The organism is Pseudodesulfovibrio sp. lm2024 (genome assembly GCF_051175575.1).
GTDB classification, from domain to species: domain Bacteria; phylum Desulfobacterota; class Desulfovibrionia; order Desulfovibrionales; family Desulfovibrionaceae; genus Pseudodesulfovibrio; species Pseudodesulfovibrio caledoniensis.
Genome location: NZ_CP195092.1, coordinates 1,573,630 through 1,595,016, shown reverse-complemented (window position 1 = coordinate 1,595,016; position 21,387 = coordinate 1,573,630). Strand labels below are relative to the sequence as shown.

The 21,387-nt window shown below is 61.9% G+C and carries 23 protein-coding genes; 6 read left to right on the top strand and 17 right to left on the bottom strand.

Going from position 1 to position 21,387, the window contains the following annotated elements; all coding sequences use genetic code 11:
* Positions 1 to 86: 86 nt before the first annotated feature.
* The 3 genes from ACR42D_RS07345 to ACR42D_RS07335 all read left to right on the top strand — a co-directional run bounded on the left by ACR42D_RS07345 (position 87) and on the right by ACR42D_RS07335 (position 3,136).
* The gene (locus ACR42D_RS07345) at positions 87 to 926 is read left to right on the top strand and encodes a purine-nucleoside phosphorylase (RefSeq protein WP_484566177.1); all 840 of its coding nucleotides are present in this window, start codon (positions 87 to 89) and stop codon (positions 924 to 926) included.
* 58 nt (positions 927 to 984) lie between these two features.
* Positions 985 to 1,656, top strand: a complete 672-nt coding sequence (locus tag ACR42D_RS07340) for a FlgO family outer membrane protein (RefSeq protein ID WP_484566176.1) — start codon at positions 985 to 987, stop codon at positions 1,654 to 1,656.
* A gap of 361 nt (positions 1,657 to 2,017) precedes the next feature.
* Positions 2,018 to 3,136: a glycosyltransferase family 2 protein gene (locus ACR42D_RS07335; RefSeq protein WP_484566175.1), complete on the top strand. Its 1,119-nt coding sequence runs from the start codon at positions 2,018 to 2,020 to the stop codon at positions 3,134 to 3,136.
* A 104-nt stretch (positions 3,137 to 3,240) separates the two neighbouring features.
* Here the strand turns inward: ACR42D_RS07335 and ACR42D_RS07330 are convergent, their stop codons facing one another.
* The 16 genes from ACR42D_RS07330 to rfbC all read right to left on the bottom strand — a co-directional run bounded on the left by ACR42D_RS07330 (position 3,241) and on the right by rfbC (position 18,833).
* Positions 3,241 to 3,846: a 2-oxoacid:acceptor oxidoreductase family protein gene (locus tag ACR42D_RS07330; RefSeq protein ID WP_484566174.1), complete on the bottom strand. Its 606-nt coding sequence runs from the start codon at positions 3,844 to 3,846 to the stop codon at positions 3,241 to 3,243.
* The gene (locus tag ACR42D_RS07325) at positions 3,847 to 4,698 is read right to left on the bottom strand and encodes a 2-oxoacid:ferredoxin oxidoreductase subunit beta (RefSeq protein WP_484566173.1); all 852 of its coding nucleotides are present in this window, start codon (positions 4,696 to 4,698) and stop codon (positions 3,847 to 3,849) included.
* A gap of 4 nt (positions 4,699 to 4,702) precedes the next feature.
* Positions 4,703 to 5,848: a 2-oxoacid:acceptor oxidoreductase subunit alpha gene (locus ACR42D_RS07320; protein WP_484566172.1), complete on the bottom strand. Its 1,146-nt coding sequence runs from the start codon at positions 5,846 to 5,848 to the stop codon at positions 4,703 to 4,705.
* 5 nt (positions 5,849 to 5,853) lie between these two features.
* Positions 5,854 to 6,138 (bottom strand): 4Fe-4S dicluster domain-containing protein, encoded by a 285-nt coding sequence (locus tag ACR42D_RS07315; RefSeq protein WP_484566171.1) that lies wholly within the window; start codon positions 6,136 to 6,138, stop codon positions 5,854 to 5,856.
* 234 nt (positions 6,139 to 6,372) lie between these two features.
* A complete protein-coding gene (locus ACR42D_RS07310; RefSeq protein WP_484566170.1) occupies positions 6,373 to 7,011 on the bottom strand; it encodes a precorrin-8X methylmutase in 639 nt (212 codons plus the stop codon).
* A gap of 146 nt (positions 7,012 to 7,157) precedes the next feature.
* The gene (locus tag ACR42D_RS07305; RefSeq protein WP_484566169.1) at positions 7,158 to 7,874 is read right to left on the bottom strand and encodes an amino acid ABC transporter permease; all 717 of its coding nucleotides are present in this window, start codon (positions 7,872 to 7,874) and stop codon (positions 7,158 to 7,160) included.
* A 12-nt stretch (positions 7,875 to 7,886) separates the two neighbouring features.
* Entirely contained in the window at positions 7,887 to 8,654 is a 768-nt protein-coding gene (locus tag ACR42D_RS07300; RefSeq protein ID WP_484566168.1) for an amino acid ABC transporter permease, read from the bottom strand.
* A 78-nt stretch (positions 8,655 to 8,732) separates the two neighbouring features.
* Entirely contained in the window at positions 8,733 to 9,539 is an 807-nt protein-coding gene (locus ACR42D_RS07295; protein WP_484566167.1) for an ABC transporter substrate-binding protein, read from the bottom strand.
* 37 nt (positions 9,540 to 9,576) lie between these two features.
* Entirely contained in the window at positions 9,577 to 10,305 is a 729-nt protein-coding gene (locus ACR42D_RS07290) for an amino acid ABC transporter ATP-binding protein (protein WP_484566166.1), read from the bottom strand.
* 310 nt (positions 10,306 to 10,615) lie between these two features.
* Positions 10,616 to 11,704 carry a TAXI family TRAP transporter solute-binding subunit gene (locus ACR42D_RS07285; protein ID WP_484566165.1) on the bottom strand — a complete coding sequence of 363 codons (1,089 nt, stop codon included), beginning with the start codon at positions 11,702 to 11,704 and terminating at the stop codon, positions 10,616 to 10,618.
* Positions 11,705 to 11,884: 180 nt separating this feature from the next.
* A complete protein-coding gene (qrcD, locus tag ACR42D_RS07280) occupies positions 11,885 to 13,111 on the bottom strand; it encodes a menaquinone reductase integral membrane subunit QrcD (RefSeq protein ID WP_484566164.1) in 1,227 nt (408 codons plus the stop codon).
* An 11-nt stretch (positions 13,112 to 13,122) separates the two neighbouring features.
* Entirely contained in the window at positions 13,123 to 13,935 is an 813-nt protein-coding gene (gene qrcC / locus ACR42D_RS07275; protein ID WP_484566163.1) for a menaquinone reductase iron-sulfur cluster-binding subunit QrcC, read from the bottom strand.
* Between the two features lie 12 nt (positions 13,936 to 13,947).
* Positions 13,948 to 15,894, bottom strand: coding sequence for a menaquinone reductase molybdopterin-binding-like subunit QrcB (gene qrcB, locus ACR42D_RS07270; protein ID WP_484566162.1), 1,947 nt, complete (start codon positions 15,892 to 15,894; stop codon positions 13,948 to 13,950).
* Between the two features lie 13 nt (positions 15,895 to 15,907).
* A complete protein-coding gene (locus tag ACR42D_RS07265) occupies positions 15,908 to 16,657 on the bottom strand; it encodes a cytochrome c3 family protein (protein ID WP_484566161.1) in 750 nt (249 codons plus the stop codon).
* 170 nt (positions 16,658 to 16,827) lie between these two features.
* The gene (locus ACR42D_RS07260) at positions 16,828 to 18,258 is read right to left on the bottom strand and encodes a mannose-1-phosphate guanylyltransferase/mannose-6-phosphate isomerase (protein WP_484566160.1); all 1,431 of its coding nucleotides are present in this window, start codon (positions 18,256 to 18,258) and stop codon (positions 16,828 to 16,830) included.
* A 5-nt stretch (positions 18,259 to 18,263) separates the two neighbouring features.
* On the bottom strand, positions 18,264 to 18,833 hold the full coding sequence (rfbC, locus tag ACR42D_RS07255) for a dTDP-4-dehydrorhamnose 3,5-epimerase (RefSeq protein ID WP_484566159.1): 570 nt from the start codon (positions 18,831 to 18,833) through the stop codon (positions 18,264 to 18,266).
* A 190-nt stretch (positions 18,834 to 19,023) separates the two neighbouring features.
* Here rfbC and ACR42D_RS07250 point away from each other — a divergent pair, with 190 nt between their 5' ends.
* Complete coding sequence (locus tag ACR42D_RS07250) at positions 19,024 to 19,545, top strand: CvpA family protein (protein ID WP_484566158.1); 522 nt, start codon at positions 19,024 to 19,026, stop codon at positions 19,543 to 19,545.
* 46 nt (positions 19,546 to 19,591) lie between these two features.
* A complete protein-coding gene (gene mazG / locus ACR42D_RS07245; protein WP_484566157.1) occupies positions 19,592 to 20,398 on the top strand; it encodes a nucleoside triphosphate pyrophosphohydrolase in 807 nt (268 codons plus the stop codon).
* A gap of 182 nt (positions 20,399 to 20,580) precedes the next feature.
* On the opposite strand, the gene ACR42D_RS07240 is transcribed toward mazG, so the two are convergent.
* Positions 20,581 to 20,769, bottom strand: coding sequence for a hypothetical protein (locus ACR42D_RS07240; protein WP_484566156.1), 189 nt, complete (start codon positions 20,767 to 20,769; stop codon positions 20,581 to 20,583).
* 137 nt (positions 20,770 to 20,906) lie between these two features.
* On the opposite strand from ACR42D_RS07240, the gene ACR42D_RS07235 reads away from it, so the two are divergent.
* Positions 20,907 to 21,191 carry a hypothetical protein gene (locus ACR42D_RS07235; RefSeq protein ID WP_484566155.1) on the top strand — a complete coding sequence of 95 codons (285 nt, stop codon included), beginning with the start codon at positions 20,907 to 20,909 and terminating at the stop codon, positions 21,189 to 21,191.
* Positions 21,192 to 21,387 lie beyond the last annotated feature (196 nt).

Sequence of the window (21,387 nt, the reverse complement as noted above, 5' to 3'; positions counted from 1 at the left end):
CGCCTATCCTTCACGAGTCTGATCGGTCCGTTGCTTAAAAACCCTCTCCCCTGCCCGGCGTCGCGCCCAAAACATAAGGAGTCCACATGGAATACCATAGGAAGATACAACATTCTGCCGCATACATACATGAAAAGCTAGACAAAATTCAACCCGGTACCGTGGCATTTATAACGGGTACGGGTCTGGGTCCCCTGACCTCGGCCATCGAAAACCCGGTCGTCATCCCCTACGGCGACATCCCCGAGTTTCCGGTCTCCTCGGTCAAGAGCCACGCGGGCCGCCTCATTTCCGGGACCATTGAGGGCGTCCCTGTCCTGGCCCTGGACGGCCGGTTCCACCTCTACGAGGGATTTACTCCGCAGGAGGTCACCCACAACATCCGCGTGCTCGGCGAGCTGGGCATCAAAACGCTGGTGCTGACCAACGCGGTGGGCGCGCTCAACCCGTCCTTCGAGGTGGGCTGCCCCATGCTCATCGAGGACCACATCAACCTGACCGGGCTGACCCCCCTGCGCGGCGAGAACATCGACGCATGGGGCGACCGCTTCCCGGACATGTGCGCGGTCTACGACCCGGCCCTGCGCGCCCTCGCGGTGCAAAAGGCGCTGGAGCTCGGCATCCGCCTGGAACGCGGCGTGTTCATGCAGATCATGGGCCCGAACATGGAGACTCCGGCCGAGACCCGCATGTACCGGGCCATGGGCGCGGACGCCATCGGCATGTCCACCTGCATGGAGGCCATCGCCGCCCACCACATGGGCATCCGCATCCTCGGCCTGTCCTGCCTGACCAACAAGAATCTGCCCGACTGCATGCAGGAGGCCTCCCTGGAGCAGGTTATCGCCCAGGCCGAGAAATCCTCCACGGCCATGGTCAAACTCCTGCGCTCCATCCTAAAGGAAATGCCCGAAACTGCCGAATAGCCTTCGGGGTACCCCCAGGCATCGACACGGCTAAACAGCGACCGGGACGGCAACGAATATGAAAAAAGCGGCCTTGAGCATACTGACGGCGACCCTTCTGCTCTTTTCGCAGGGGTGCGGCAACCGCATGTGGGAAGACACCAAGGAGACCACCTCGGACACGTTCAACTACGTGTTCGACACCACGCCCACGGCCCGCTCCTACCACGACACCGCGTCCATCCCGATCATCGAGCTCAACAACCGGGCCGCCGACGTGCTCTACTCCAATGTGGGCAGCAACGAGCTGACGCCCAACTCCGCCGTGTTCGTCTCGCCCTTCACCAACCAGAACGACCCCGGCGACAAATCGGTCTTCGGCCCGACCATGTCCCAACAGGTGGCCGACCGCCTGGTCCAGCACGGCGTGCGCATCACCGAGGGCGTGCCCAACGCCACGGACTTCACCTACGCCTCGGGCGTGGTCGCGGCCGACTACGACAAGGCCGCCGGGCTGGCGGGCTCGTCCCGCGAGCTGCCGCCCCGGTCCGCCAAACTGGTCGGCTCCTACGTCATCGCCGACCAGTACGTGTACATGACCGCCCGCATCGTCCGCCTGGTCGACTCCACCGTGGTCTCGGCGTACAACTGGACCCTGCCCATCACCGACAGCGTCCGCGAGATGCTCCCCCAGCTCAACGCCCGGGACGAAGGCCTGGTCCCCACGGTCAAGACCTCGTTCAACGACTGAACCGCGCGTTTTCCGAGGAATCCGGCATCCGACAACGGCGGTGGCCGACTTTGTCCGCTTACGCTGACAAGAACGGGCAGCGCCCCCCATACCCGGAGCATAGTTGCGGGTATTCCGCCGGTCCTCCGGGCGCATGCAAAGCCCCACACCGGCAGACCGGCCCTGAAAGGCGGCGCGGGACACGGCTTATCCGTTTGACTCCGTTACCCTTTGCCCCGGCATTCTTTGCTTGACTCGACGGCGGCGCCATATACAAATAAGCCCGCCCAATATAGGGACGTCCTCCCACCTCAGCTCCGCTAGTCCGGCACAGGGACGACGATTGTATTCCAACCGTATAACGTCAACAGAAGAGGATGCGATGGACTCCGGCCTCAGCGTGATCATTCCGGCCTACAATGTCGAAGACTGGCTTGCGGAAACGATTGAATCCTGTCTCGACCAGACCTATTCCGACCTCGAGGTCATCGTCATCAACGACGGATCGACCGACGGGACGGGCGAGGTTATGGACCGTTACGCCAAGCTCGACTCGCGGGTGCGCTCCATCCACCAGGACAACGCCGGGGCCGGCATCACCCGGGCCCGGGGCCAGGAGCTGGCGCGCAAGAAATACATGCACTTCCTCGATGCGGACGACGTCCTTTCCAGGAAGGCGTTCAAGACCCTGGTGGACAAGGCCGAAGCGGACAAGGTGGACATGGTCTGCGGAAACGCCATCGTTTTTTCGGACAAGACCCTCAACACGCGCAATTACTTTCCGCATCCCGAGGCATCGAACCTCCTCTTCCGGGACGCCCAACGTTACTGGAAGAGCAAGGTCATGTGGCGGTGGATTTTCAACACCGAATTCGTCCAAAAGAACGCCTTCCCGCATTTCCCCTACAGGATGGGGCAGGATGTCCTCTATATGTACATGGCCCTGACCAAGGTCGCCTCTTTTTCTCAGGTCGCCGAGCAGTTTTATTATTTCCGCCAGGAGCACAAATCGACACCCACGACCGTGGAGATATACACCGACGATATAATGCCCCATTACGTCGAGGCCAGGAATATACTCATCAACGCGGGACAACCCGGCCCCCTGGTCAAATACATCAATGAAAACTATTTCCGCGACATCCTGCAGGTCATGCCCCGCATCGGCCGACAGCCCTCGCCGGACAGGGACAAGATAATCCGTCACGGCCTGGCGCTGTTCGACAATCTCGCCGAAGAACCGTTTACGGAAGACACCTTCGGCCTCGGCATCAACCCCAAGGGCCTCCCGCTGTTTCTGGCCATGCTCCGCAAAGACGACGCCGCGATCCAGTCGGAACTCGACCGCTGGGGCGCTCCGCCCATTGCCAAGGAGATCGACAAACGCTCCACCTTCCATACGATCCGTCGACGCATCAAATCCGCACTGCGCCCCATGTCGCTCACCGTTCGAGCCCGCCTCGGAACGCTGAAAAAACGGGCCACCTCGAACAAAGGCTGACGAGACATCCCGGGTCCCTTCCTCTTACCGGGCCGCCGAAGACGCGAAAAGGGGACGCCGTACGACGGCGTCCCCTTTTTTTAGACATATGATACAGGCCCGACTCAGTCGATTTCTCCACCGTCTTCGACGCGCCAGACCCCGCCCGCGTCCTCGCCCCATTCCTTCTTGGCCAGCCGGTGGCCGAGGTTGAAGGCCTTGGTGTTGACGGCCCGAATCTTGGGCGGGAGCACGGATTCCAGGCTCTTGCGCATGGTGGACTGGTTGATGAACGGCAGCAGGCAGGAGAGCGCGCCCAGGACCACGGTGTTCATGGCCTGGACGATGCCGACCTTGTCCTTGGCCAGGGCGGTGAACGGCAGGCCGAGATACTGGTTGGTGGGCGGCTGCTTGACCAGATCGGATTCGATGACCAGGATACCGCCCTTCTTGAGATACGGGTAGTAGGCGTTGCACGCCTCCTGGGACAGGGCCACGAGCAGGTCCAGGGATTCGGCCTTGGGGTAGCTGATTCGGGAGGAGCTGATGACCAGGTCGCACTTGCTGGACCCGCCGCGCGCCTCGGGGCCGTAGCTCTGGGTCTGGGTCACGTTGTAGCCGTGGCCGAGCGCCAGCCCCTGGCCCATGATCTTGCCCAGCGTGATGATGCCCTGGCCGCCGAGGCCGGAGAAGCGGATTTCGAAACGGTCGAGTTGCTGTTGCGCTTTCATCTACTTGCCCCCTTTTGCACCTTGGGCGAGGAAGTGTTCCTGGCGGGCGTAATACAACTCCTCATAGCCGGGCCTGCCGCGATCCACGAACACGCCGATGGGCATGCGGTCCGCGCGCTTGGCCTCGGGCAGTTCGTTGTAGCGTTCCACGGGGATGGCCGTGGACTTGAGCCACTTGTACATGTCCACCGGGGACTTGTACTTGTTCTTGCGCCCGAACTGGGTGTGGCACGGGGTGATGGCCTCCACCAGGGAGAAGCCGGGCCGCTCCAGAGCCTCCATCATGATCTTTTCCAGCCGGTTGACGTGGAAGACCGTGCCGCGAGCCACGTAGTTGGCGCCCGCGCCCTTGGCCAGTTCCACGGTGTCGAAGCTGTGGTCCAGCTGGCCGTAGGGATTGGTCATGGTGGTCGAGCCTTCGGGCGTGGCCGGTGAGGACTGGCCGCCGGTCATGCCGTAGATGTTGTTGTTCAGGATCATGGCCGTGACCCCGATGTTGCGCCGGGCGGCGTGGATCAGGTGGTTGCCGCCGATGGACAGGGCGTCGCCGTCGCCCATGAGCGCGATGACGTGCAGCTTGGGGTTGGACATCTTGATGCCCGTGGCGAAGCTGAGCGCCCGGCCGTGGGTGGTGTGCACGGTGTTGAAGTCCACGTACACGGCCAGCCTGCCGGAGCAGCCGATGCCCGCGACCACCACCACGTCGTCCTTGGGGATGCCGAGCGCGTGGATGGAGCGGATCAGGGTGCCGAGCACAATGCCGTGCCCGCAGCCCGCGCAGAGCACGTGCGGGAACTTCTTGTTGTGCCTCAGGTATTGATGGATGATTTCGTTTCCGGTGATGTTGCTCATTGGGCTACCCCTGCATGATGACCTTGAGGATTTCCGAGGGAGTGACGATCTGGCCGTCCACGCGGTTGATGGTCCTGACCGCGGCGTGGCCCATGTTGACGCGCTTCACCTCGCGGGACATCTGCCCCATGTTCATTTCCGGGACCACCAGGGTCTTGGCGTGGGCCAGGATCTTTTCCGTCTGCCTGCGTGGGTACGGGAACAGGGTCATGAGCTTGAGCAGCCCTGCCTTGACGCCGTTGCTGCGGGCCTGCTGCACGGCCAGCTCGGCGGACCGCGCCACCGAGCCGTAGGCGATGACGCAGACGTCGCAGTCGTCGGTCATGATCTCCTCCACCAGCTGGATGTCGTAGAAGAACTGGTCGATCTTGCGGTGGATGCGGTCCATGAGATCGACCACCTCCTCGGGCCGCTGGGTCGGGAACCCGTTGCGGTCGTGGGTCAGGCCGGTGACGTGAAAGCGGTAGCCCGAGCCGATGGGCGGCATGGGCGGCACGCCGCGCACGGTCTCCTCGTAGGGCTTGTACCACTCGGGCGGCATGCTGGGCACGGTGCGCGAAAAGACCTCGTACTCGTTCTCGTTGGGCAGCTCGATCTTCTCGCGGGTGTGGGAAGTGACCTCGTCCAGAAGCAGGATGACCGGGGTGCGGTATTTCTCGGCCATGTTGAAGGCCGTGATGGTCATATCCAGACACTCCTGCACGTTGGAGGCGGACAAAACAATTATCGGATGATCGCCGTGGGTGCCCCAGCGGGCCTGCTGCACGTCGCCCTGGGCCGGGCTGGTGGGCAGCCCGGTGGACGGCCCGCCGCGCATGACGTTGACCAGGACCATGGGGGTCTCGGCCATGACGGCGTAGCCCAGGTTCTCCTGCATCAGTGAAAAGCCGGGGCCGGAGGTGGCGGTCATGGCCTTGCGTCCGGTCAGAGACGCGCCGATGACCGCGCCCATGCTGGCGATTTCGTCCTCCATCTGCATGAACACGCCGTTCTCCATATGAGGCAGGCGGTTGGCCATGATCTCCATGATCTCCGAGGACGGGGTGATGGGATACCCGCCGAAAAAGGTGCATCCCGCCAACAGCGCGCCCTCGACGACGGCCTCGTTGCCGAGCGCGAAGATCTCGGTGCGTTTCTTAGGTCTGGGCATGTCTCTCAAGCCCCCTTCCCGGCCTTCTTCTTGGGCGGCGCGGTTTCGGCGTCCTTGTCGGACAGCCCGTTTTCCATGGGTTCCTTGTCACTGACCACGATGGCGAAATCCGGGCAGTGCAGTTCGCAGAACCCGCACCGGATACAGTCTTCCTCGCGCTCCACCACGGCCTTGCCTTGCAGGCTCAGGCCCAGGACCTTGCCCGGACAGAACTCGACGCAAATGCCGCAGCCTTTGCACCAGTCCGGGTAAACGGTCACCTTGTTCTTGCCTTTGTTCTTACGGGACATGGCTCCTTCCAGGGGGGGCTAAAATTCCTCAAACCAAACCTGAGCGAAACGGAAAAATCTCTCGGGGCACCGCTTCATTGTGGTACCCAGTTGATTTTCTAACAGGAATTTCCGTCGTGTCCAATGATTTCAAAAAATTGATTTCCCCCTTTCAAAAACCGATGGCGTAAAAACGCGAAATGCGCCCGAAGGAATCCCCTTCGAGCGCATTTTTGCGGCGGAAAAAACCGGAAATCAGGCGGCGAGCACGGCCAGGGCGTTGACCACCGAAGCGGCCAGGGCGCTGCCGCCCTTGCGCCCTTCCACCGAGATGTACGGGATGTCCCGGCTCATGAGCAGCGCCTTGGACTCGGCCGCGTTCACGAAACCGACGGGCATGCCGACCACGAGCGCCGGGGTTGCCGCGCCGTTATCCACGTGCTCCACCAGCCGGATGAGCGCGGTGGGCGCGTTGCCGACCACCCATATATCGGGGGAGAGCTCGGCCACGGCCACGTCCACGGCCGCCTTGGCCCGGGTGATTCCCTCGGCCTTGGCGCGCTCGACCACGCGCGGGTCGTTCATCAGGCAGTGCACGGCGCAGCCCAGTGGATCGAGCCTGCGCACGGGCATGCCGCGCCGGGCCATCTCGGTGTCGGTGACGATCACGGCCCCGTTTTTCAGGGCGTTCAGCCCGTTTTCCACGGCCTTTGCGTGAAAGCGGGCCAGGGAAAGCATCTCGAAATCCGCCGTGGTGTGAATCATTCGGCGGACGATCTCCCATTGCGCACCCTCGAAAGGACGCGGTTCGGGCACCTCGGAGTCGATGATCCGGAAGGATTCGGCCTCGATTTCCTCGGGTTTTTGGAAGCTCTGGAAGGTTATTTCGGACAAGACGGCACCCTCCCGGTACGCGTTTTCATCATTTCCCCATTTGTTTTTTCCGGAAAAACGAAACGGTCCGGAACAGTTTTCACTCGTTTTCCGGACCGTTTCGACTTGTTGCAATAGACTTTCGCGGGCCTGCCCGCTCCGGTCTCCTAGCGGTCCCGGGCCTGATAGCGCGACAACTGGGCCTCCAGCCGGCGGCTGTAGGAGGTCAGGATGTAGCAGATCAGGAAGTACAGGCAGGCGATGGTGATCCAGATCTCGAAGGAGGCGACCATCTCGCGGTTGTCCACCTGGATGCCGGTGCGGGTCAGTTCGATGACGCCGAGGATGGCGGCCAGGGATGTATCCTTGGTCAGAGAGACGAACTGGTTGACGAAGGACGGGATCATGTTGCGCAGGGCCTGGGGCAGGATGACCAGCTTCATGGCCTGCACATGGGACAAACCGGTGGATCGGGCGGCCTCCATCTGGCCCCTGGGCAACGCCTTGACGCCCGCGCGGACGATCTCGCCCACGTACGCCCCGGTGAAGACCATGAAACAGAACATGGTCGTGGTGAAGGCGGGCATGGTCTGCCCGGTGATAACCGGGGCCAGGTAGTAGAACCAGAAGATGAGCAGCAGCAGAGGCATGCCGCGGATGACTTCGATGTAGCAGACCGCAGGGATCTTGACCCACCAGCGCTTGGACATGCGCATGAGCCCTGCGGCCATGCCGATCCAGAAGGCGCCGAAAATGCCGAAGAAGGCCAGGATGACGCTGGCCACCAGCCCTTCGGGGCTGTGAATAAAGGGAAAGTGCCAGTCGAGGGTCGTTGTCCCGTAGAGGAAATAGTCCAGGTTGCCGAGTGCGATATCCCAATGCATGACAAGCCCTCCCTAGTACATGACCTGGATCATGAAGTGCTTGTTGTACATGGTGATGCAAAACGAGACGACCAGGGAGATCGCCAGGTAGATCAGCAGGGCAACGGTGAAGGCCTCGAACGGCATGGCGTGATAGGACTCGATCTGGGTGGCCTGGTACATGAGGTCGGTGACGCCCAGGACCATGACCAGGGACGAGTTCTTGATCAGGTTCAAGGCCTGGGAAATGAGCGGTGGAATCACGATGCGCAACGCCTGGGGAAGGATCACGTAACGGTAGCCCTGCAGGAAGGAGAGGCCCACGGCGCGGGACGCTTCGAGCTGGTTCTTGGGAATGGAGAAGATGCCCGCCCGGATCTCTTCGGCGATGAAGGCCGAGGTATACACTGTCAGGGCGATGATGCCCATGAACAGCTCCACGTTGAAGAGCATCCACTCGCCGACGAACTGGTGTCCGAACAGGGTGAACGGCCCCGGGAACCAGTAATAGAGGTCGTTCATCCAGTCGTTGATGACCTTGGGAATAATGAAGTGCGACGCATTGTACCAGAAGAAAATCTGCACCAGCAGCGGCGTGTTGCGAAAAAATTCGGTGAAGGCGAGGCTGAACCACTGGAAGGGCTTGAACGGGGTCATGCGCAGGACACAGATGACGACGCCGAGAATCATGGCGCAGATCAGTGAGATCGTCGAGATCTGCATGGTCGTGCAGAACCCCTCCCACATCCACTGGGCGGGTTCGCCCGTGAACATCCTGGCCCAATGAAAAGTATAATCCAAAATGAAATCCGTCGGTTGAAGTTGCTGCAAAAACCGGGAGCGCCATAGGCGCTCCCGGTGAATCGGGCTAAATCAGCCTTACATGGGCCAGAGTTCCATCTCCCAGCCGGCGGGCAGGTCGTAACCCATCCACTTCTTGAAGAGCTTCTGGTAGGTGCCGTCGAGCCACATCTCGTTGAGGCTCTTGTTGACGAAGTCGCGGAACGCGGAGTCGTTCTGCGGGACGCCGAGACCGTAAGGCTCGGAGGAGAAGAAGGCGCCGACGATTTCCCACTTCTCGGGGTTGTCGTCACCGGCCTTGAGACCGGCCAGGATGCCGGAGTCGGTGGTCACGGCCTTGACCTTGCCCTGCTTCAGCGCCATGAAGGCCTGCGGGTACTCGTCATAGGAGATGACCTGGGCCTTGGGCTGTGCGGCCTTGATGTTCTTCTCGGAAGTGGAGCCCTTGACGGTGCCGACCTTCTTGTTGGCCAGATCGTCGGTGGAGGCGATGCCGGAGCCCTTTTCGACCAGCAGCTTCTGGCCGTCCATGAAATAGGTGATGGAGAAGTCGATCTGCTCGTCACGGGAGAACTTGTGGGTCATGGTGGCGGCCAGGATATCGACGGAGCCCTGGGCCAGCATGGGGATGCGGTTCTTGGAGGTGACGACCTTGAACTCGGGCTTCACGCCCAGTTTGTCGGCGATGTACTTGCAGATATCCACGTCGAAGCCGACCAGCTCCTTGGTGTTGGGATCGACGAAGCCGAACAGGTTGACGGAGTCCTTGACGCCGCAAACCAGCACGCCCTTGGCCTTGATGTCCTCGATCTTGCCGGCGAAAGCGGCGTTGGCCGCGAACGCGAAGGACAGGACCAGTGCCAGAATCAGTACCAAACGTTTCATGAATCCTCCTCTCTCTAGAGATTCCAGTTTATGCCGATTAAAGAATTTCCTTCAGGAAGTTCTTCGTGCGCTCGTTTTGGGGATTGCGGAAAAATTCGTCGGGCGCGGCCTGCTCCACGACCACGCCGCCGTCCATGAACAGGACCCGGTCGGCCACTTCGCGGGCAAAGCCCATCTCGTGGGTCACGCAGAGCATGGTCATGCCCTCGCGCGCCAGGTCCTTCATGACGTTGAGCACCTCGTTGATCATCTCCGGGTCCAGCGCCGAGGTGGGCTCGTCGAAGAGCATGACCTTGGGCTTCATGGCCAGGGAGCGGGCGATGGCCACGCGCTGCTGCTGGCCGCCGGAGAGCTCGGCCGGGTACTTGTGGGCCTGGTCGTGGATGCCCACCCGCTCGAGCAGGCGCAGGGCGATCTCCTCGGCCTGGTCCTTGGGCATGTTCTTGACCTTGGTCGGGGCCAGGGTGACGTTGCGCAGCACCGACAGGTGGGGATAGAGATTGAACTGCTGGAATACGATGCCGATCTCGGCCCGCAGATCGTTGATATTGACATCCTTGTCCAGGATGTTCTTGCCGTCGAACAGGATCTGCCCCTTCTGGTATTCCTCGAGCCGGTTGATACAGCGAATGAAGGTGGACTTGCCGGACCCGGACGGGCCGCAGATGACCAGCACCTCGCCCTTGTTCACGGATTCGGTGATTCCCTGCAGAACGTGAAAATCGCCATACCATTTGTGCAGTTTCTGCACCTCAATCATTGCCATTTGCAGTTGTCTCCGAACCTGAATGTGAAAATGAAAAGATAAAAAAGCCCGTCCAATCCGCCACGTGCCAAGACAGACCGGTAGAGCCCCAGTCACAGACAAAAAATATTGTCCGAAATTGAAATAAAGTCAAGGCGTCCGGGGAAAAATACAAGTTTGTCAACTCCCGGCCGCAGACGCTTTCGTGTCGATTTTCGAGGCGAAATCGGTTCCCGCGAGTCCCCGTTCGGGCGTCTGTCGGGGAGTGTTTTCGATCGTTTCGGATTTCAGCCGGATAGCCCGGACAGGGGTTCCCGCCCCTGCCCCGCCGCTATTGCAGGTCCGCCTCGCGGAAGTAGCGCGACGCCCCCTGATGGATCGGTGCGGAAAGCCCCTGGAACATGCTCTTTTTCGTCAATCCGGCAAAGGCGGGCTGCTGCGCCTTGAAAGCCTCGAAGTTCTCGAAGACCTCCCGGGTCACGGCGTAGACCACCCGGTCAGGAACTTCGGTCGAGGTGACCAGTGTGGCCTTGACCCCGAAGCTCTCCACGTCCTCTCCCCCGTTGGCCGCGCCGGGATAATACTTCATGTCGATGCGCGACGGCACGTAGTAGGGATGCAGGACGAACAGGGTGTCCACCCCGACGATGGGCACGAAGCGCACCTTGCGCTTGCCCCGGGTGGCCTTCAGGATGGCCGCCGACGGGTGCCCCACGGTATAGAAGAAGGCGTCCAGGGTGCCCGCCTCGAGCATCCCGATGGCCTCCGAGGCCTTGACCTCGACCGCCTTGATGTCGGAGAGCTCCAGCCCGGCCGCGCTCAAGGCGTCCAGGGAGTTCTGGTGCTGGCCCGAACCGGGATTGCCGATGTTGACCCGCTTGCCTTTGAGGTCGCGGATGTCCCGGATGCCGGAGTCCTCCCCGGCCACCAGGGTCACGGTCTCCGGGTGCAGGGAGAACACGGCCCGCAGATTTTCCTGCGGCCCCCGTTCCTTCCATTCGGCGATGCCGTGAACAGCCTGGAACTGGCGGTCCGCCTGGGCGATGCCGAACTGGAGGTCCCCGGCGATGACCGCGTTGATGTTGAACACGGACCCGCCCGTGGCCTCCACCGTGGCCCGAATGTTGTACTTGTCGCGCTTGAGATTGACCATGTTGGCGATGGCCCCGCCCGTGGGGTAGTAGACCCCGGTGATGCCGCCGGTGCCGATGGTCACGAAGGTCGGCTCCCCGTCCGAGCGGACGGGGGCCGGAGCCTCGGGGGAGGCGGCGTCGGGATCCGCCTGCCGCACCGTGTTACCCTGCGCCGACCCGTCCGCGGATTGTTTCCGTTCCTCGCGCGGCGGCTCGCCGCAAGCGGACAGCAATACCGCCCAAGCCAACAACACCGCAGTAAATATCCCCCCGGCACTCGCCCTCATGGCCCCACTCCTCGGGTGATAGGTGTCTCAGCGTTCCCGGCCATACGGCCAGGAACGTCCCATTGCACAATGAATACGCCCTTTTCCATCATCTAGCAAACAGCGATTATCCCCGTGGCCAGAATACAAAAAAAAGACCGCTCCGGGGAGCGGTCTCTTGTTGATGATGGGATGGCGAACCTAGTTCAATTCGCGTTCCTGCGGGAACAGCGGCAGATAGCGGTACACCAGGGACAGGACCAGGAAGCCGTAGGCCACGATCATGATCGAGGAGGCGTACTCCACCCAGTTGGGGGCGTAGACCTGCCAGGAATCGAACGGCATGGCCGGGAAGGCGATGGTCTGGACAGTGAAGATGTACCGGTTCACGGATACGCCGATGCAGTCCAGGATGGCGGCCGTGTACAGCAAGGCCGGACGGTTGCGCATGGACGGGGTGATCAGCATGATGGCCGGGACCACGCCGCACAGGACGATCTCGGTGTAGAGCAGCCACTTGCCGTAGACCAAGCCGTAGAACATCTCGTCGAAGGTCAGGCCCACGGAAGGCAGGTAGCCGGTGGCCCACGCCCAGGTGTCCAGGATCTTGAAGAACATGTAGACGGTCAGCATGGTGCCGGCGATCTTGCCCATGAGGGCCTTGGTCTTGAAGTCCACGAGCTTCTTGCCGGTCAGCTTCTCCATGAAGGTGGCGACCAGGACGGTGAAGACCGGCCCGGAACCCACGGCGGAGAGGACGAACAGGAAGAAGGTCCACGGCCAGATGAAGAAGCCCTCGCGGAAGGCGAAGGGACGACCGATCAGGACGCCGTACATGCCGCCCAGGGAACCCTGGTGGAAGGTGGACAGGAACGCGCCGATACCGGCGAACAGCGCCATGTTCACGTGCATGTTGTGGGCTAAAGCGTGGATGAAGGGAATCTTGTTCAGCTGCTTCTGCTCCAGGACCAGCGGGACGAACTCGATGATCAGAACGGTGCAGTAGCAGGTGATGCAGAAGATAACTTCGGTCAGCATGGAGTGGACGTTCGGATGCCAGTAGCCGAACCACGCGCGGCCGGGCTGCCCGATGTCGAGCGTCAGGACCAACATGGCGCCGGAGTAGCAGATGAAGCCCACGACCACGGTCAGGTTGATGATCTTCTCAAGCTGTTTGATCTTGAGGATGTACTTGAGCAGCCCGGTGAAGAACGCACCGGCGCCCAGGGCGATCACGGCCAGGTCGAAGGTGATCCAGGCACCGAACCCGAAGTAGTTGTCCAGGCCGGTGGTGCCGATTCCATTGTACAGAACGAGCACGGCTGCGTAGAGGCCCCACAGGAAGAAGGCCAGAATGACGGCTGTCCAAATCAGGAACTTGCCGAAAGAGCAGCGCTGCACCCCTTCCGGGAAGAGTTTGCTATCCATTGTTCAGCCTCCTATTGGTGTCCGCCGGCATCGGCGTTGTAGTTGTCGCCCTGCTTGCGGACCCATTCGCGCTCGGACATGTAGTAGACCTGCGGGTGCAGGCCCAGCTTCTCGAGCAGACGGAACGCGTGCGGGCTCTTGGCGAGCTCATGCACTTTGTGCTCCGGATTGTTCAGGTCGCCGAAGGTGATCGCCTTGGTCGGGCAGATGTCTGCGCAGGCCGTGGTGTACGCGCCGTCGGGCAGGTTCATCGGATCCTCGCCGTCCATACGGGCCTTGTCCTTGGCCGCCAGGTAGCGGGAGTGGCAGAAGCTGCATTTCTCGACCACGCCGCGAGGACGCACGGAGGTGGACGGGCTCAAGCCCTTGTCCATGCCTTCCGGCCAGAGGGGATCCCACCAGTTGAAGTACCGGGCATGGTAGGGACAGGCGGCCATGCAGTATCTACACCCGATGCAGCGGGGGTAGATCTGGGAGACGATGCCGCCCTCCTCGTTCTTGTCCGTGGCCACGACCGGGCAGACGGGCACGCAGGCCGGGCTGCCGCACTGCATGCAGGGACGCGGCAGGTAGGCGGTCTCGTGTTCCGGGAAGGCCTTGCCGTTGGACAGTTCGTAGACGTTCATCCAGGTCAGGGTCCTGAGCTTGTTGGACGCGTCGTCGCGCGGCTTGGTCAGGGCCTGAACGTAGTTATAGGGGTCGCTCTTGGTCATGGGAGCGATATTGTTCTCCACCTGGCAGCCGACCATACAGGCGCCGCAGCCGGTGCATTTGTCAATATCAATGACCATGCCCCACTTGATTTTGAATTCTTTCATTTGCATTGACGGTTCCCCCTAGATTTTGGCGACGTTCACAGTGGAACCGGCCCATGTGGAGGCGCCGGCGGCAGCCTCCGAGCTCACCGTGAGGATCTTGTAGACATTATCGCCCTTGCCCTTCGAGAACTCGTCGCCCACGGTATGGCCCAGTCCCAGGGGAGCGGCCACGACGCCGGGCATGACGCCTTCGAAGATCTGCACCAGGGCTTCGCATTCGCCCTTCCCACCGGAGAGCTTGACCTTGGACCCGACGGACACGCCAAGCTGCTTGGCGGTGGCCGAACCCATCATCACGACCATGTGGTCGCCGACCAGCTGGTTGTTGCTGATGGTGCACGGCGCGTTGGGCGTGGTGGCCTGGTTGGCGGTGCCGACGTTGAGCAGGGTGTAGGGAGCCAGTCCCACGGCGCCGGTGCCCTTGACGGGAACCGAGGCCTTGCCCAGCACGTTGGCGGCAAGGGTTGCGGCCACGGGGGTTTCGCCCTCGACCACGTAAGCCTCGCCGCCCTGCAGGGCGTCCATGTCCGCGCCGATGGCCTCCACCTTGGCGCCGAGGACCTCTTCGAAGGCTTCAAAGCCGAGGTCGGCCAGGCTGAGGATGAAGGTGGCGGCGGAAACGGCGTCCACGGACGGCTTGCTCACCGGCGCACCCAGGGAATAGGTGGCCGCGGCCAGGCCGTAGGGGCTGGCCAGGTCGTCGAACCGCTCGTAGGGATGCAGGCTCGGCAGGACCAGGTTGGCCGTGGCCGTGGTCTCGGTCTGGACCACGTCGAAGGCCACGGTGAAGGCGGCCTTGATCTTTTCGGGCAGGGCGTAGGCCGGGTTGGCCTCGTAGACGAACAGCAGTTCGGTGTCCACGCCTTCCAGGATGTCCGCCTCGAGCATCTCGGAGCGGCTCATGGCGGCGGGGATGGCTTTGGCGAACTCGGGCAGGGCCTTCATGGCGCCGCCGAGCAGCAGGTTCAGCGCGAACGCCGCGCCGTGGGCCGCTACCGTGCCAGCGGGAACGACCACCGGATTGGAGGCGGTCAGCAGCTGCTTGGCCAGGGCGGCCATCTGGTCGGCCTTGACGCCGGTGGCGGCCTCGACCTTGGCCGGGGTGTACTCGCTCATGACCATGGCCTTGAACTGGCTAAAGTCCGCCGTGTTGACGGTCTTTCCGGCCTGCAGGACATAGTAGGCGATGCCCAGGGTGAAGGCGGCCATGCCCTCGGCCGGGACCGGGACCCACTTGGAGGTCACGGAAGCGGTCTTGGTCTGCATGGGACCGGCGAAGATGAACTTGCCGGACTCGTTGGCCGCGAAGGCCTTGAGGTTGGCGACCGTCGGTCCCCAGGATTCCAGGGCGTCGGCCCCGGCCAGGAGGACCAGGTCGGCCCCTTCCAGGTCGTAGCCGATCTGGCCGGAGCCGCCCATCAGGCCGGTCCAGGCCTTGTCGGCCGCCTGCATGTCGCAGGGCATCATATAAAAGGCATCGCTGCCCTTGTCGGCCAGCAGCGCGGAGAAGACCTCGTTGGCCGTGCCCGTCTGGTCGCCGGAGATGACCGCGACCTTGGAACCGGCGGCGGCCAGCTTTTCGGCCACGACCTCCCGGGCTTTCTCCCAGGTGATCTCCTGGCCGTCCAGCATGGGGGCCTTGATCCGGTTGGGGCTGTTCTTGACCTGGACGCCGTTGGCGCACAGGGGGCAGATGCCGCCGCCCGAGATCGGGTTGTCTTCGTTGCCCATGGTGCCGAAGGCCTCACCGGCAACGGTCCGGACCTTTACGGCGCAACCGGACTCGCACATCTTGGACACGGTGGGTTTGGCATCCAGAGCCCCGTATTTCAACGTGGGGATCCAGGGCCAGTTCTGCGTCCAGATGGAAACATCATCAAGGGCTTTCCAGACCGTCGGAGTAAAAAGAATACCGACGGTGGCGCCCGCACCCAACTGAATAAAAGTTCTGCGTGCTACGCTCATTCTCAGTACCCCTTTACTTGTGACAGGTGTAGCAGGCGTTGGGCTGGCCCTTCAGGGCGTGACACCGTTCGCACTGCCACATCTTCATGGTGGTCTTGCTGTACCCGGACAGGATATTGCGCTCGAATGCCGGCGGCACGTCGTTCGCCTGAATGTCCTTCAGGTGGCAGAGATTGCAGTTCTGCTCGGGGGCCTCGCCCTCGAAGACCGAGGGATCGACCACGTCGGACAGCTCCTTCTTCAGGCTCGCCAGGTCCTCGATGGAGAGGCTCATGTGCGAGGCATGAGAGAAGTAGACGTTGTCCGGTTGGTACTGGTAATTCAGCCAGGGAACTTCCTTGCCCTGGATCAGATACTTGACCACGTACTCGCGTTCGGCCTGCATCTTGTCGTCATCCGAGGAAGCCAGATTGTCCTCGATGGCGCCGATCCCGGCCTTCATGACGGCGTCGTAGTCGGTCGGGTCGATGCCTTCCTCGGCGATGGCCGCCAGGGCCTCCTCGGGATCGACCGCGTGACATTCGGCGCAGACTTCGTTGCTCGGGAAACCGGCATAGGTGCCGTCATCCCGGAAATAGTGACAGCTTTCGCAATCCATTCCCTGACCGTCCACGTGCACGGCGTGGCTGAACCAAATGGGTTGTTCCTCCTTTTCGAAGAACAGACCGGGGATAACAGCCCACCCCAAGACGCAGGTAGCCAGGAAGCCGATGATAAAGGGGAACACCCCTCCACACCGTTTTGATGCTTTTCTTTCCTCCATAACCTCGCCCCATCACTCTAAAGTTAATGTGAAAATCACACCAATTGAACTACGTTTCCATAAGGCACCAATCGTTTTGGTGTCAAGAGAATATGAAAATTTTCACGATCTCTCGAATAGGAAAAACCGCATACATTCCAATTGGTAACCAACTACATTCGACCGGGAACCTATTTCTGCGCCCTGCCGTAGACATCGTCGAAACGGACGATGTCGTCCTCCTCCAGATACGGCCCGCTCTGTATCTCGATGATGTCCAGCGGGACCTTGCCGGGATTGGCCAGCCGGTGCTGTGAGGCCTTGGGGATATCCACGGACTGATTTTCCACCAGGATGCGCGGCTCGTTGTCCACCTCCACCTCGGCCGTGCCGTCCACCACCACCCAGTGTTCGCTGCGGTGATGGTGCATCTGCGAGCTCAGGCGCGCGCCGGGAGTGACCTGAATGCGCTTGATCTTGTACTGCGGCCCCTCCTCCAGCACCGTGTAGTTGCCCCACGGGCGGTACACCGTGGTATGGCTCTCCACCAGCGTGCTGCCCTGCGCCTTGAGGGCGGCGACCACGTCGCGCACGGTCTGCACGCGCTCCATGGGACAGGCCAGGGTGGCGTCCCGCGTCTGGACCATGATCATGTCCTTCAGGCCGGACACAGCCAGCTTGCCGCCCTCGCTGATGAGCAGGCAGCCCTCGCAGTTCATGGCCAGGACGTCGCCCCGGACCACGTTGCCGTCCTCGTCCTTGTCGCCCAGCCTATACAAGGCCTCCCAACTGCCGAGGTCGTCCCATTCGAACCCGGCCTTGACCACCACGATGTTGTCGATCTTCTCGACCACGCCGTAGTCAACTGAAATATCCGGGATGTCGCGGTAGCCCTGGACCAGCGGCGTCTCCTCCCGGGCCATCCACCAGTCCCACAGGACCGGCTCGCAGCGGGCCACCTGGGTCAGGAAATGCTTGGCCGAAAACAGAAACATGCCGCTGTTCCACAGATGGGTGCCCTCGCGCAGGAAGCGGTCCGCGGTCAGAAAGTCCGGCTTCTCCACGAAACCCTGTACCGCAAAGGCGTTGTCCCCGAGGTCCTCGCCCAGGGCGATGTACCCGTAGCCGGTCTCGGGTTTGTCCGGGCGCACGCCGAAGGTCACGAACCGCTTCTGAACGGCCAGTTCCGAGGCGCGCGCCAGATCACGGACCCACGCCTTGCCGTCGCTGACGAGGTGATCGGACGGAAACACGGCGGCCAGCGCCTTGGGGTTGGCCTCCACCACCCTGTCCAGGCCGAGCATGATGGCTGGCAGGGTGTTGCGGCCCAGCGGCTCGGAAAGGACCTGCCCTTCCAGCCTCTGGTCCAACCCCGCCACCTGCTTGCGCACCTCGAAGACGTGTTCCTCGTTGGTCACCACCCAGACGTGGTCGGGCGGGAACGCCTCGAGCACGCGGGCCACGGTCTGCTGCAACAGGGTGGACGTGCCGCCCAGGACCAGCAGCTGCTTGGGCAGCAGGTTCCTGGAGAGCGGCCACAGACGGGTGCCGGACCCGCCCGCCAGGATGATGGCGTGGCAATCCTCGGCAAACGACGGCGCGACCGGTTCGGTTTGGCTCATGAGCTTCAATCCTCGAAGGTAAAGGGGGATTCGAACCCGGCCAGCCCGGGCTGCCGCCGGTCCTTTTCCGACAGGATCGGCTCCCGCCCCTGCAGGGCCGGCCGCCAGTCCATGCCGATGTCCGGGTCGTCCCAGGCGAGACCGCCCTCGTGGGCAGGCGAATACGGCGCGTCCACCTTGTACTGGAACTCCGTGTCCGGCATGATGGTCACATACGCGTGCCCGAATCCCTTGGGGATGAACATGCGCTTGAAATTGGCGGCGCTGAGGATGACGTGCTCGGTCTGCCCGTAGGTGGGCGACCCCCTGCGCAGGTCCACGACCACGTCCAGGACCGCGCCCCGCGTCACCCAGACCAGTTTGGCCTGGGCCACGGGCGGCACTTGGAAATGAAAACCGCGCAGCACGCCGACGTCCTTGGAATAGGCGTGATTGTCCTGGACGAACCCGCAGTCGATGCCGATTTCCCGGAAATGTTCGGCGTTGTAGCTTTCCAGAAAAAAGCCCCGTTCATCCTGAAATACTTTGGGAACCAGGATAAACAGACCGGGGAACTCCGTCTCGTGGACCTGCATTCACGACTCCTTGAAAAAGACAGACGATTGGTGTTCATGTAGCCGAGTTCGGCAAGGGACACAACCCTGATCCGGATTTCACCAGGTCGGCCCATTACAAAAATATACCTCGAATGCGGTTCACATTTCGGCCTCAGTTTGCTAGGGCTCTGTGAGGAAGTTCACCTCAGCCGCTTATGGGTGCATTTATATGAATTTTCTGGATATCATTCTCATCTGCATCGTCGCCCTCTTCGTCCTGCGCGGTTTCTTCCGCGGCCTGGTGCAAGAGGTCCTGTCGCTCATCGCCGTGGTCCTGGCCATTTACCTGGCTTCACGCTTCGACGAGGCCCTGGCCCCGCACCTCAAGATGTACATCTCCAGCGACATCACGGTCAGCGCCCTGTCCTACTCGCTGATCTTCATCGGCACCCTGGTGGTGGTCTGGCTTGTGACCAAGCTGATCCGCAGCGTGCTGGAGATATCCCTGCTCGGCTGGATAGACCGCACCCTGGGCGGCGTCTTCGGCCTGCTCGAGGGCGTGCTCATCTGCCTGGTGGGGCTGATGTTCCTCCAGACCTTCGCGCCCCAGTCCGATATCCTGGCCGAATCGTACATCGCGCCCAAGGCGCAGCACATGGTCGACAAGATGGGCGAATACGTCGACCTGCCCGAGGCCCTGGACTCGGCCAAGAGCGCGTTGGGCATCCGGAGCGGCGAAAACGCCGAATAGTCCCGGATTTCACAACCCCTTTTCCCTTTCCTGAAGGAGATTCGCCATGAGCGAAACGAAACACGACGCCCCGTCCCGGGCCATGCGCGAGTTGCTCGGGGTCATAGACACCCTGATCGGGCCCGACGGCTGCCCCTGGGACAAGGAGCAGACCCCGCTGACCCTGTGCGACTACCTGGCCGAAGAGGCCTTCGAACTCATCGAGGGCATCCGCTCGGGCGACCCGCACGAGGCCATGGAGGAGCTGGGCGACGTCATGTTCATTCTGCTGTTCATGGCCACCCTGTACGAGCGCGACGGGTCCCACACCCTGGCCGATTCCATCAACTACAGCGCGGCCAAGATGATCCGCCGACACCCGCACGTGTTCGGGGACAAGCATTTCGACAACATCACCGAGCTGTGGGACAACTGGGAAAAGACCAAGCGCGAGGAGAACAAGGGCACCGGGCGCAAGCGGGTCTTCGACTCCCTGCCCTCGGGGTTGCCGCCCATGCTCAAGGCGTACCGCATCAACTCCAAGGCCGCCCGCAACGGGTTCACCTGGGAATCGGACCGGGACGTGGAGACCCACCTCAAGAGCGAATGGGACGAATGGCAGGCGGCCATGGCCTCGGGCCACGCCGAGGACTCGGAAAAGGAGTTCGGCGACTACCTCTTCACCCTGGTGGAACTGGGCAGGCGCAAGGGCATCAAGGCCAACGCGGCCCTCGACTTCGCCAACCAGAAATTCCTGGCCCGGTTCGCCAAGATGGAGGAACTGGCCGAGATGCGCGGCCTCGACCTGGCCGAACTGGGGCTGGACGAGATGAACGGCCTGTGGGACGAAGTCAAGGACTGGGAAAAGGCCTAGTCCATGAACAGATATTGTAGAAGATAGAATACGGCGGCTCCCGCGCCGATGGCTGCGTACGTCAGCATTCACGGCACGCAGCGCGACCTGAGCTTCCAGATGAGCAGCGCGGCCACGCCCGCTCCGGCCGCCATGGCCAGGGCCAGCATCAGGGTCTTATCCATCTCCCCTCCCAAGCCGCATCACGGCCACCCGGTACGGCCGCTCCCGAAAAACACGTTCAGGATGTAGTACGACGCAAACAGGGTCCCGATTATCGTGATCCAGACGTACAACCTGGGCAGTACCGGACGCTGCCAGCGGTGCAGCACCACGCCGACCAGAACGGTGATGAGAATGGCGGCTACCGCCCACTTGATCTCGATGTCCATGGAACCCTCCGTTATTCATCCATACACCCAATTGTATTCATTGGGCAATATTTTTTCCGGTTCGACCTAAAGATATACGGGAAAATGCCGAAAAGGCGGATAGGCGTTATTTCCGTCCTGACGACAGGAGGGTGCGTATGACCATGGCAATCGGCGGCTTCGGAAGCTACTCGCCGTTCGATCAGCAAACGTTCGGTGCGGCCGTGGTTTCCGAGACCCTGGACTACATGAACGACAGCGGCCCGAGCCCCGCGCCGGTGGACAAGGTTTCCGCCGAAGCGTCGCTCGTATCGAAAACCCTGGACTACATGAACCCCGGGACCTCGACGGCCGACAAGGCCGGCCTGGCCCAAAGCTACAACTTCCAGACCGATGTCCTCGGCCCCTACGCCAAGGGCGCGGTCATCAACACCATCATCTGACGGCTCGGAGATAACGCCTCGACAAAAAAGCCCCGCCCTCCCCTCACCGGGAGGCGGGGCTTCCTTGGTCGGCAAGGAGGCGCAACACGCCCCCCCGGAGGCCCGCCATTCTTTCCGGACCAATGTAGTATGAATGTAAGGGCAACCGACAACATACCAATATTTCTTTACATTCTCTCACCAAATCAACGCAGGC